9 protein-coding genes are annotated in these 12,278 nt (G+C 38.2%); 3 read left to right on the plus strand and 6 right to left on the minus strand.

Translation table 11 applies throughout. The annotated features are described in order from the left end of the window. Positions 1-27: 27 nt before the first annotated feature. Positions 28-474, plus strand: coding sequence for a hypothetical protein (locus CWB78_RS14230; protein ID WP_138596152.1), 447 nt, complete (start codon positions 28-30; stop codon positions 472-474). A gap of 11 nt (positions 475-485) precedes the next feature. On the opposite strand, the gene icd is transcribed toward CWB78_RS14230, so the two are convergent. From icd to CWB78_RS14255, 5 genes are all read right to left on the minus strand, one after another. Beyond that, a complete protein-coding gene (gene icd / locus CWB78_RS14235; protein ID WP_138596154.1) occupies positions 486-1,736 on the minus strand; it encodes an NADP-dependent isocitrate dehydrogenase in 1,251 nt (416 codons plus the stop codon). A 95-nt stretch (positions 1,737-1,831) separates the two neighbouring features. Then, positions 1,832-4,528, minus strand: a complete 2,697-nt coding sequence (locus tag CWB78_RS14240; RefSeq protein WP_138596156.1) for a 7TM diverse intracellular signaling domain-containing protein — start codon at positions 4,526-4,528, stop codon at positions 1,832-1,834. Positions 4,529-4,556: 28 nt separating this feature from the next. Then, a complete protein-coding gene (locus CWB78_RS14245; RefSeq protein WP_138596158.1) occupies positions 4,557-6,827 on the minus strand; it encodes a TonB-dependent receptor in 2,271 nt (756 codons plus the stop codon). A gap of 87 nt (positions 6,828-6,914) precedes the next feature. Beyond that, entirely contained in the window at positions 6,915-9,164 is a 2,250-nt protein-coding gene (locus CWB78_RS14250) for an NAD(P)-binding protein (RefSeq protein WP_138596160.1), read from the minus strand. Positions 9,165-9,184: 20 nt separating this feature from the next. Continuing rightward, the gene (locus tag CWB78_RS14255) at positions 9,185-10,114 is read right to left on the minus strand and encodes an acetoacetate decarboxylase family protein (protein ID WP_138596162.1); all 930 of its coding nucleotides are present in this window, start codon (positions 10,112-10,114) and stop codon (positions 9,185-9,187) included. Positions 10,115-10,527: 413 nt separating this feature from the next. Here CWB78_RS14255 and CWB78_RS18805 point away from each other — a divergent pair, with 413 nt between their 5' ends. Then, positions 10,528-10,695: a hypothetical protein gene (locus CWB78_RS18805; RefSeq protein ID WP_007375427.1), complete on the plus strand. Its 168-nt coding sequence runs from the start codon at positions 10,528-10,530 to the stop codon at positions 10,693-10,695. Between the two features lie 122 nt (positions 10,696-10,817). After that, positions 10,818-11,651 (plus strand): transporter substrate-binding domain-containing protein, encoded by an 834-nt coding sequence (locus tag CWB78_RS14260; protein WP_075169143.1) that lies wholly within the window; start codon positions 10,818-10,820, stop codon positions 11,649-11,651. Between the two features lie 44 nt (positions 11,652-11,695). Here the strand turns inward: CWB78_RS14260 and CWB78_RS14265 are convergent, their stop codons facing one another. After that, entirely contained in the window at positions 11,696-12,277 is a 582-nt protein-coding gene (locus tag CWB78_RS14265; protein ID WP_138596164.1) for a YceI family protein, read from the minus strand. Position 12,278: the final 1 nt, after the last annotated feature.

Below are 12,278 nucleotides of genomic sequence, written 5' to 3' on the forward strand. Positions count from 1 at the left end.
TAAGCCAACAAACTAAGAGTAATAATTATGCAAACATCAGCAAGCTTCACACAACAAGACGGGTTATTCATTGATGCAAATTTACATCACTTCATTGAACAACAATTATGCCCAAATACACCGCTTGAGACGGGTCACGTTTACCAGTCACTTGCCACATTAGTTGATGAATTCGGCTGTAAATGTCGTAAAAATAAACATCAAGAAAACGATATTCTCGACGTAAACACTTTATTAAGTGCCTATCAACGTAAAAGCCATCCTCATTGCCATGTTGATGCACAAACAACCGAAGCTGTATTAGATGAATACTGCTGTCAAGTACCTGCCATTATTGTAGTTGCGTTAATGGATACGCTCAGTGGCACTGTATGTGACGAGCCAAGTGCACATGAGCTTTATCACAGAGCAGCAGAGCTAACAGAGCGTCCATGTGTTCATCGTCAAGCAACCACTAACGCTTCAGCAGCTTAACATGCAGTCGTTTAAAAGTGCTCGATAACCTTACTAGCAAATTGTTTGCAGCTTAAGGTTGTCGAGTTATGATTTGAATGAGCCAAATCAAAAGTTACCTGCCCACTGGCAAATGTAGTTTCTAAGGCGTTTTCGATTAAACATGCCGCTTCAACCCATCCCATAAATTTTAGCATTAGCACCGCGCTTAATAAGCTACTACTTGGGTTTGCCTTATCTTGACCAGCTATTCGCTCGAACGTGCCATGGGTCGGCTCAAAAAAAGCCACCTCTGTATTTAAATTGGCGGCAGGCATAATCCCTACCCCCCCAACCTGTGCACTGAGCATATCGGCTAAAAAGTCACCATTTTGATTTGTGGTAGCCACCACATCAAATTGCGCAGGATCCATCAAGCATTGCTGCAACATATTATCGGCAATTACTTCTTTAATAATCAAGGGGGGTAAATTGGTTCGATGTATTTCAAGCCAACGCCCATTTTCATGTTCTTTGGCATTATATTCTTGTTTTGCGAGCGCAAAGCCCCAGCGTTTAAACGCCCCATCGGTAAATTTAAGAACATTACCTTTGTGCACTAACGTAAGTGACTCTCTCTCATTTTTAAGGGAATAATTAATGGCAAAGCGTATTAATCGCTCTGACCCTTCTTTAGATATATTTTTAATCCCTATACCACACTCTTGAGCGAAACGAAGACGGGTTACGCCCATTTCTTCACACAAAAAATCGAGCACTTTTTCACTTTCAACACTCCCCGCCTGCCATTCAATTCCTGAATATACGTCTTCACTGCTATCGCGCAACACAGTAATATTAGTGGTAAAAGGGTTTTTTAATGGCGTGGGTAAAGCACTAAAGCCTTTTATAGTGCGCATATTAACAAATAAATCCATTTCATGGCGAAGCGCAACATTAAGAGAGCGAAACCCGCCGCCTAAAGGTGTGGTTAGCGGCCCTTTTATAGCAATTTTGCATTCACGTACCGCATTAATGGTTTCTTGAGGGAACCAGTCACCATCATAAAGCTTGGCCGCTTGTTCACCATTATACACCTGCATCCAATGTATCTTACGTTCCTTGCCATAACAATGCTCTATGGCAGCATCCACTACTTGACGCATTACTGGCATCACATCTAAACCAACCCCATCACCGTCAATATAGGCAATAATAGGTTGTTCGGGTATATGCCACTGTCCTTGATCATCAATGTGAATATTGTCGCCATTGTCTGGCACCTTAATATGTTGATACTGCATACGTCCTCCTACAAGAGAATATATTTAAGCATGCATAACCCTACTTGTCTTCATAACAAAGCGTATAGCGGTTATTCAACGATAAAATGTAAAATTTAAGGTGCTTTTTTAACGGTTAAAATAACGTCAATCGCATTGAGTAGAGCCTCAACTTGTTGTATGTCGAAAGCGTCAGGTGAAGACTTTAAGTTTGTTTCAAAATCAACAGCCTGTTTATACAAAGCTTTGCATTCAAACATTCCAGCCGTTCCTTTGATCATATGCACGCTGCGTGCAAAACCCGTTATATCACCCTGCTTAAATTGAGACACTAACGTGTCTTTTTGTTTATTTAACCCTTTAATATATTCCTGCTTGAGTAGTGCAAACTCCTCATCGGGTAGCTTAATGTTCTCGCATATATCAATATCAAGATAACTTGCAATTTTACTACTAAAACAGCTTCTATCTATAGGTTTGGCAATATGATCAGTAAAACCTTGTTTTAAATAGCGATCAATTTCATGCTTCATCGTGTTAGCAGTGAGCGCCACAATGGGTGTTGTTACCCCTGTTGCTTGTATAATCTTAATTGCTTGCTCACCATCCATAATTGGCATTTGAATATCTAATAAAATTAAGTCGAAGCTTTCATCCATCGCTGCTTGCGCTGCATCTCGACCATTTTCAACAGCGACAACGGTTAACCCCATCCGCTCTAAAATTCGCTTAATAAGCTGACGATTTTCTGGATGGTCTTCAGCCACAAGTACTCTACCCACTAAATTTCGCTGACTATTATTTAAAAATAGCTCTTTGGTTTGTGGTTTACGTATATCGTCAAATGCGTTAACCCATTGTGTATGTTCAGTTGTATTTAACTCCATAGTAAAGCAAAACTCGCTACCCCTACCTACCACAGAAAATACAGTAATATCGCCATTTAGTTTATTTGCTAAGCTTTTTGATATATTTAAGCCAAGTCCAGTACCACCGTATTTACGAGAAATTGACGAGTCAGCTTGGTGAAAGGGAGTAAATAGGTCTTTTTGCTCGCTTTCGGTCATACCAATACCGGTGTCTTCAACTTTAATTATTAGTTGCTTTTGATTGCAACTCACCGTCAGCATTATGTAGCCCTGGGTAGTAAATTTAAGTGCATTGGTTGCTAAATTTAATAATATTTGCCTAAGTCGAGTTGGATCTGAGACTATCCAATCTGGTAATGGAAATTGATAATCAACTTTGAATTTTAAGCCTTTATCGCGGATTTGCTTTCCTAGTAATGATTCAATTTCAGCAATAGTGGCAAACAAATCCGTTTCAACTAATTCTATCTCTAAACGGTTAGCCTCAATTTTCGACATATCCAAAATATCGTTAATTAGCCCAAGTACATGACGACTGTTTTGCAAAATCACCCTGATCCCATGATTTCTTTCATGAGGCTGTATATCACCTAAAATTATCCCATCAGCATAACCAATAATGGATGTCATTGGGGTGCGGATCTCATGGCTCATGTTAGCTAAAAATCGACTTTTAGCTTCACTTGCATCACGAAGCTCCTCCGCCAATTGTTGTAACTCTTGGGTACGCAGTTCGACCTTGTGTTCCAAATTTTTAGTCAGTTCAACATTCTGATGATGCAAAATACTGAATTTATTTGCGACAGCAAAAGCAAGTAATACCGCATCGAGCGCTGTGCCAATAAGTCCAAGTAAATAGAGATCCATTTTTATTGGCTCAATAAGTCCTAGATTAGTTAAATTGCCAACCATATTAGGAATGGCCATAGCCAAATAGGCGAGAACAAAATAGCGAGCTGGTTTAAAGCCACTGATCCAGCTTCGTATACCAACAACCATACCTAGAGATAAAGTTGCCTCTGTTACTAAAGTGGCCCAAATAAAGCCAAAACCAGGCCAAACCATTGCAAAAGGTGCGCCTGCGGTGGCAACAATGCCTAAGTAGATTGATAATCGAGATAACTTAGGAGACGTGTCTTTTAATTTAAGTAAGCTGTTAAAAAATAAAATATTTGTGATGGGAATTAAAGTAAAACCTAACCAATGAAAATGGGCATTGTAAAAACCAAAAATTTGATCCGGTATATGAAAAAACTGGCTCCAAGCCAACACCCAGCATGCTGTGAACATGGCGTAGTACAAATGGGTTTTATCTCTATCACCCAAGTAAATAAGAAAATTGTATAAACCTAACGCAATACCAACCCCAAAGCACAGCAACATAATCATGTTGTCTGAGGTTTTTCTTACAAAAAAATCGTCATAAGATGAAAGCACTAATTTTGGTGGTGTATAAAAATATTCACTTTGAAATTTTGCAATTAATACGTAAGAACGATTAGGCGCCAGCTTAACTTTATTTCCATAGTGAAATGCAAACTCATTTGGGTAAAGCCCCCCAGTGACATACTGCTTTATTGGTTCATCAAAGTTCGATATATCATAAATCCGGGTTTCGATTTTTGAAAGTAACGTGTTATACGGATAGAGCACCAGTTCATCTAAGTCTGTTTTATTTTCAAGTGCTATGACAAACCAAAAACTACCACCAAAAAACGATGTTCTTGATTGTGGTTGTTTATCTTCAAGCCACATTTCTATTTCACTGTGGTTACGGGGAAAAGTACCACTCGTTACCTGAAATACATGACCCTGACCGAGCAAATCAGTATCTTGTTGTTTTAAAGTATAAACAATAGGAGCGAGTGTATCTGCCGGCGCTAAATTGCTAAAGCACAAAAATACACAATATAAAAATAGCTTTAGAACTGCCTTCATTGGCATACTTCGCACCTTAATTTAAAGACTAAAATTAAAACTGATAACTAACATCTAAACCAAAACGCCTGCCTTCACCTTTAAAATCTTCAAGCATGCCAAGGAAAGAGCTTAAATCAAATTTTAAGTGACTATATTGCGTACCAAAGAGGTTTTTCCCCCAAATAGCAATCGCCCAGTTATCATGTTGATAATGTATGTTTGCGTTAAAAATACTATAGCCATCTTGCATAGCATAAGGGTTTTGATTCTGATCAAAATAATAGTCGGATTGATAATCAACTAATAATTGCGTTGTTAGTGGGTGATTCGCCAACTCAAGCGTGTATTCAATGCCTGCACTGAGGTTCCATTTTGAGGTAAACGGCAAACGATTATCTGTTAATGCGTTACCTAAAGGATCAACATATTCTTCAAACTCTGCATGGGGTATATAACCCATAGCAAACTTAACATTCAAATCATCGGTCAGCCAATACTCAAAATCAGCCTCTAGGCCATATATAGTCGAATCTGCCACATTTTCTAATAATTGAATAGGCGGGCTCTGATCAGATACTGAAGGCTGATTCATAAACACCTGTTGGTCATTATAATCATAATAAAATGCAGCCCAATTAAATCGCATGCCCAACTGTGGCCACCAAGACTTTGAGCCAATTTCATGTGAGTTCAATCGTTCTTTTTGATAATCAGCAAGCTGTGCTTGTTCAACCGATGATAAAAACCCACCGTTATAGCCTCCGCTTTTTGCGCCATTAGCAAATCGATAATAGGCATAGGTTGCATCATCCAGCTTAACGTTCACAGCCAACTGACCAGAAATGCCATTATCTGATTGCTCTCCCTGAACACGATAAAATGGCACCTTAACTCCGGTTAAATTGTTAGGGTCTAAAATAATATTAAGCTGGGATGTTGAGTCGTAATCTAAAGACTCATAAGAATAACGAAGCCCAGCGGTAATTAGCCAATCTTGGTTTAATTGATAGTCAAGTTGGGTAAACACTGCAATGCTCTTTGTTTTTATCCTATTATCATAGAAAAAAGTAGCGGTTAAATCTGTCGCTAAAATGCCTCGATAATCTCGTAAAATATCATTTACATTGTCTTGAATAATAGACTCATCAGCATAATAAATTCCCGTTGTAAGAAAATGCTCTGCGAGCTGAGATTGCAACCGAAACTCTTGCGTTACTAAATCAGTATTTAAACCTAAATTACCTTCACATAACCGTGCTGGAGAGCCATCACAATTAAAGGCATGATCACGCTTTAACTTGTTATAGCTAGTTAGTGAAATAAGCTCATTGTGTGTATCCAATTGCCAATTAACATGGGCACTAACCCCCTTACCATCGGTTTTATGTGGCGAATGATTATTAACGCTTACTGTATAAAAATCATCACTGCCATCATTAAATCCAAAGTTATCAAAACAGGTGGTTGAACCTGCTTGTGCTGGCGAGCATCGCTCTCCTGTTAATGGGTTTGCAATAACCCCAATACTGCCAACAGGCTGAACTATGCCATCCCAATCGGAAATATGCCCTTTTATCAACAACTGCACAGTGTCAAAGTCAGCTAAAAAAGATACTCGACCATTTGTTTGCCGCATGCCCGCTGTTGGTGAATCAGCAAAAATATTGTTTGTAGAATAATCATAATTTTGATGGTTTAGCGCAACACGAACGGCTGTGTTGTCTCCAATAGCTGAATTAAACATAGCATCTACACTGGTCGCGTTGTTATTAGCAATACCAGTACTTAAATAACCACTTTGTTCAAACTCAGGGCGTTTAGAGCGGATTAAAATAGCCCCGCCAGTAGAGTTACGACCAAATAAAGTTCCTTGAGGGCCACGCAAAATATCAATTTGCTCGATATCAAATAAGTTTACAATTTGGTTACTGGCAGAGCCCACGGCTATATCATCCACATACATCGCCACCGGCGATGTATTAGCGGTGTTATAATCAACTAACCCTACGCCACGAATATTAACTGCTGGTGGTGTGCCTTCCGCTGCGTTTTGACTAATTTTTAAATTTGGGGCAAATACAGATAACTCTGTTGAGTCTTTAACCTGTTGCGCTTTGAGATCATCCCCTTTTATTGTGCTTACAGAAATGCCGACTTCTTCAATTTTTTGCGCTCTTTTTTGCGCATAAACCTCGATAATTTCCATGTTCGGTTGGTCATCATTTGCACCCTCTACCACTACTTTCGCCTGCAGTGGCAGTAAAAAGCCTGGTAAGCATACCAACCATATATTTTTATTGAGAAGCTTGCCTTTATTTTTCATTTCACGTGACCTTTGCGCTAAATAAATGTAAACAACATGTTTAACTATATACTAATCAACCGATTAAAGCTGTGCTGGAAGAGTATTTTAATTTTTGATAACTGCAAATGCATTTTCGCCACTAATATGTTGTGGGTAACCCACCATTGCTCTGGCTGTTTGCATACCTGCCATAACAGCCGCTTCAACACAACCGACATTAACACCCGTTTTAATCCAGTCTCCGGTAATAAAAAGGTTTGTAAATTTTGTTTCATCTGTCGCCAGTCGATACTTACTTGAACCAGCAACTGACAAAACATAACGCTCACTTGGATCAACGTTTACTCGCCAGTATTGAGCATTTAATCGTTCATCCCCTGATGACGATATTTCATATAATACAGACCAGTCGAACTCATTATTTTGATATGCAAGCGGCCATAAGGACTGCATGTTTTTTTCTAGTATTGCTTCTAGATTTACCTTTACTTGCGATTTAGCCTGTAGAGGAAATTGATGTTCACTTTTTGGTGGATAGTACTCACAAGGAAAAACACTGCAAAAATAAGCAATGTTTTCAGGAGGACAATCAGTAGGCCATTGCTCTTTGTCGACTAAATTCATCATTGCCGCCCACGTATCAAATGGTTCGCTAAAGCCACTTAGAATTGGGCCTTCTTTACTCTTTGGAATATATTGCCAGCCTAATTGCTCGTCTGTTTTATTAAGCCATAGTTGAGCAGCTTGAGTTGCCACCGTTTTGACTTGCTTTGCTTGTGCTGCAAATTTTGTATCCCACGCTAATAATGAAGGGCATACGTGCTCAAGTGACGCCACAGATACACCCAACACAATTCTGTCAAAATCTTCTTTATAGTTTAATTTTTTTATTGGCAGAGACTGCCCAAAATGGTTTTCGTATTGAGACGGCCAGTCTGACCAAAAAGATTCTAAATTAATATCATGCTGCTTTAATAGTGCGGCTTGTTCACTATTAATTTGCGCATAAAGTGGTTCATTTGGCCAACAAGGTAGTTTTTTAACATTAACCAGTGGTTGATACTCTGCGTCTGCGAGCAAAGAAACTTGTTGCTGAAGTTCAACGGTCTCGACAAAACTCTCTCCTTGCTCACTTAGGCTGGGAGTCAGGTTTTGCAATTGATGAAAATACTCAAACTTAACCCCTCTTTTTTTTAGTAATTCGTACAAGGGAGCAAAGATGACATCGCCCATCCCCGCTTGCATTTTCCACATGACCCCTCCGCGGTAACACAGCGCGATGCGTAACATAGCCAGTGATGCGACACCAGCCTCAACATTGGGCTTACTTAGGTCACCCGCAGGGTACGCAAACACCAAATCATAAAACCCTCGTATAGGCGCCGAATTAGCACTGTATTGCTCATTTGCTCCATTTCTTATAAGCCATTGCCTAAAATCAAATTTATTTATAACCTCAAACCCTTCTCGATATACTTTGTCTTTTACCAAACCAACTAGCATTGCGATAGCAAGGTCTGCGCAAATATATAACCGTCTAAGCTGCGCATTATTGTCTAACAACTCAATCATTTCGCTATTAAGCCAGCGCTTTAGCTTTCTAACTATATACCAAATAACAAGGCCATCTTTTTTCTCATAGGCTTGGGGGTTTAATGTATTGTCGGCGTGGGCAAACTTATTTAATGTATTTATTAATAAGCTTGGAGTAGAAGCAACTTCACTCGAATATTGTTTTATATCATCAGCAAAATCTCGCCAAGCATCTTCGGTATCATCAACCAAATCTGTTATTTGTTGGTGCAAGTGCCGTAATAAAGATTGATCTCGTGTTTTTTTTGTACTTAATTGTATATTTTTATTAGCTTTTTTTGCTGCTGACTGTAAATCAAATATCCACTTTTTTAGCCAAGCTAGGGTCATTTTAATAAAATCCCATGGCGTTATATCTAAACTTCCATCAGCAGGATTCCCTGCAAGTAATGGGAAATCAATTGGCCATGTTTGCCATTGGTCATCAATATATTCTTCTAAGGCTATAAAGCTATGCGGTTTTAATGCTTGCTGCCATGTAGATAAAGGTGAATCGGCTGGCCGTTGTAATTTAGTGTAAACCGTTTCTATTGTTTTAAAGCTATTTACATAAGCACCAAACCAAACATGTAAGCCATGCTCTTCAATACGCTGCCCGCTAGCCGCATTTCGACCACTTGCTCCTTTACCACCCAAACGCCAGCCTTGTTGGTATACTGTGATAGTTCGATGCTGTTGCCAGTCAGGTTGCTCAGTTAAATACAGTGCAGCAGTCATAGCCGATACACCGCCACCAATTATCACGATTTTTTCTTGGTTCATGGTAAATCCTTCTAAGCAATTTAAATTTTAGTTGCGGCTAACTGGTCGAAATCCATTTGCACATAAAAAGGTAAGTGCAGCGCTTGACTACCTAACTTTAGACCAAACATATCGGCAAGTGGAAAACTATCTAATTTATTAAGATGCAAAGTAAACTCAGGTTTCAAAAATTTAAAGCTATGTATTTTTTTAATCATTGAAGGTGAGTGCATTACGCTCTGGTATACCGCTGAATCGCCACTGCCATCAGGAAATTGTTTTAACAAAATTTGATCCATTTGTGGATTAACAAAGCCACTCAATAACTGCTTTAATAATGAAAAATCAATATCTAAATGTTTGCGAGAAAACAAATTTGCTACTTGATCGCCAAAGTTATCAATAATAGATAAGAAATCGCTATCTTGGTGTTTAGAATTTATAGTAATTGAAAATAGCTCATGCATTTGTAGCTTTGATTCAGGGGAGAAATGTTCAAAGCATTCTAAAGATATTGAAAAATTCGATAGCTCCGATACACAGCTGGGCATGGTGTAGTCACACAAATACTTATTATAGCCCCATGTTTCGCGACCATTAATAAGTGCATAAATGTTGTTAACACAGATAAACGCTGGATACCAATATAAGTAGGTTATATCTTCATCCTTAGCGACAGGCAACCAAATGATAATATCTGTTTCTTGCATCCAACCATGCTGATCGAATGGCGGGGTCATCGAGGCTATTTTTTCAATATCTGTAAATGTAATAAGTGAAAACTCGCCAAGTATTTTAAAATAAATATTACCCTCCTCCCCTATGTTTAACGTTGAATCAATATACTTTTGTGCTTTATTAGATTCTATTTCAGCAAAAAAACCATACATATTTGCATTGTGCATACGACAAGGCGGCTTTGCTATTGGATTAGATAAAAAATGTTGATATGGCGCAGATAGTGAGTTCATTTGACCCCCTCAGTTAAAAACTGAGTATAGTCAGATATATTTGGGTCTGTTGACCTTTACGAATTAATATTTATGGCTATATGTGAATTCCACTCAATTCAAAGTATTTTAATAAATTGCTTGCAAAGAAAAATATTGTGACGTAATATCCCTGCTTGGCTATAAAAAGCCCTAGCGGTTAACCTCTTTACCCTGATCCAGTAAGCCCCGCAAAACGTATATTCAAAAGCTAAGTTATTGTACGGCGAGAACCCCTATTAATACCTTGATGATTTATTTTTAATATCATCGTAAAAGTGTCATAAAGATCGTCAACACTGTAATGAAGCTAAACACAATTAGATTATTTATCATCTGTAATGTGCTTTAAGAAAAAGCCCAGAATAAATAACAAAAATAAAGTGAGTTTTATTATGTCATACAAATATAACGGATCTATGATCCAAATAGCACATCCAGTGCAATCAATTTCGGTTAACAAACATCGTGTAATCTTCAGCGATACACAAGGTTTGAAAAATGCATTGTTTCAAAAAGCAAGTGATGCACGTCAATTTGTAAAATGGCTGAAAGCCAGTTAATTATTATTTATAAGTGTTTAACTTATAAATAAATTAAAATGCCAGCTTTATGCTGGCATTTTACTTTTTGGTGTATTACTGACTACACTTAAATCCATGTTTATTTATTTGTTGTAGTGAAAATGCGGTTTTCGTGGTTAATACTGTTCGTCTGTGTATTTTTAAGCACAAAGTGTGATGCCAGAACAATAAAATGGATAACGCATGACTTTGCGCCCTATTATATTTTAAGCGGTCCGGATAAATCTCAGGGCCGTGATGAAAGTATTATTTCACTGTTAGAGCAACAACTTCCGCATATTAACTTTGAACGTATCATTATTCCCTCTGGTAAAGTTATTCAGGAACTCGCTAACCTGCAATCAAATGCATGCGCATTATCACTTTATAAAAACAAATATCGAGAAGAACGTGTTTATTTCACGCATCAAAGCTCTACAGCTGGTCTTTCTCCCTCTATTGCCATGCATCAAAAGCTGAGCATTGCGCTAGGTATTGAAAGCAGTAAATCAGTGTCGTTAACTAATTTATTAGTAAATAAAAAGCTCACCTTGGGTGTATCGATGAATCGCTCATACGGCAGTGAAATTGATAAAATAATTAATACCACACCTAATACAAATATTGTCATTAGACCTACTCGCGATACCCTGAGTACATTAACCTATATGCTTAACTTAGAGCGAATTGATATTTTATTAGGCTACCCCAGTGAGCATTATTATTTAGCAAAAACGATGGGGTTTAGTGACAATTTAACGCAGCGCATGCTGACTGAGGCACCAAAAATTAGTTACGGTTACATTGGCTGTACTAAAAACGAGCAAGGCGCAGAAGATATTGCCACACTCAATCAGCAACTCAAACTAATTAAGCAAACTGAAGACTATAAACAAGTATTAACTCGGTGGTTACCAAGTCACTTAAAATCAAAATTAGAAGCGCATTTACAATAAAAAAGCTAAGCGTGATAACGCTTAGCTTTAACTATAAAACGGTATTATTGACGAATACCTTCAATAAATAAACCAATATCAACGTGTGTTGACGCTGGGCCTAAATCGTAATCAATACCGTAATCGGCTAGTTTTAAGCTGGTTTCACCTTCAAAACCAACACGGTAACCACCCCATGGATCTTTACCTTCTCCAATCTTATCAATTTCAAAACTAATTGTTTTAGTAATACCATGAAGGGTAAACTCACCGGTTACTGTGGCTTCTTCACCGTCTTGATCAAACTTAATTGCTGTACTTTTAAAGCTAGCCTGTGGGTATTTGCTTACGTTTAAAAAGTCACCACCGCGTAAGTGTTTATCGCGTTCAGCATGGTTTGAATCTAGGCTTGCTGTGTCGATATTTACACTAATTTGAGATGCGTTTGGATTTTTAGGGTCGTAGTTAAACTGCCCATCAAAGGTGTTAAAACGCCCGTGCAACCAGCTGTAACCTAAATGTTTAATTTTAAAATTAACAAAGGCATGTGCTCCCTTGGTATCAATAACATAGTCTGCAGCACTAGCATGGGTAGCTGTCATAAACATCGCTGCTGATAACGCTGAAGTTAATAGTAACTTTTTCATT

Origin of the sequence: Pseudoalteromonas sp. S1612 (genome assembly GCF_005887175.1) — a bacterium.
Taxonomy (GTDB): Bacteria; Pseudomonadota; Gammaproteobacteria; order Enterobacterales; family Alteromonadaceae; genus Pseudoalteromonas; species Pseudoalteromonas undina.

Excerpts from the sequence above, each read along its gene's own strand:
- CWB78_RS14255 (WP_138596162.1), bottom strand. The coding sequence starts at position 10,114 with ATGAACTCACTATCTGCGCCATATCAACATTTTTTATCTAATCCAATA.
- CWB78_RS14230 (WP_138596152.1), top strand. The coding sequence starts at position 28 with ATGCAAACATCAGCAAGCTTCACACAACAAGACGGGTTATTCATTGAT.
- CWB78_RS14245 (WP_138596158.1), bottom strand. The coding sequence starts at position 6,827 with ATGAAAAATAAAGGCAAGCTTCTCAATAAAAATATATGGTTGGTATGC.
- CWB78_RS14250 (WP_138596160.1), bottom strand. The coding sequence starts at position 9,164 with ATGAACCAAGAAAAAATCGTGATAATTGGTGGCGGTGTATCGGCTATG.
- CWB78_RS14260 (WP_075169143.1), top strand. The coding sequence starts at position 10,818 with ATGCGGTTTTCGTGGTTAATACTGTTCGTCTGTGTATTTTTAAGCACA.
- CWB78_RS14240 (WP_138596156.1), bottom strand. The coding sequence starts at position 4,528 with ATGCCAATGAAGGCAGTTCTAAAGCTATTTTTATATTGTGTATTTTTG.
- CWB78_RS18805 (WP_007375427.1), top strand. The coding sequence starts at position 10,528 with ATGTCATACAAATATAACGGATCTATGATCCAAATAGCACATCCAGTG.
- CWB78_RS14265 (WP_138596164.1), bottom strand. The coding sequence starts at position 12,277 with ATGAAAAAGTTACTATTAACTTCAGCGTTATCAGCAGCGATGTTTATG.
- icd (WP_138596154.1), bottom strand. The coding sequence starts at position 1,736 with ATGCAGTATCAACATATTAAGGTGCCAGACAATGGCGACAATATTCAC.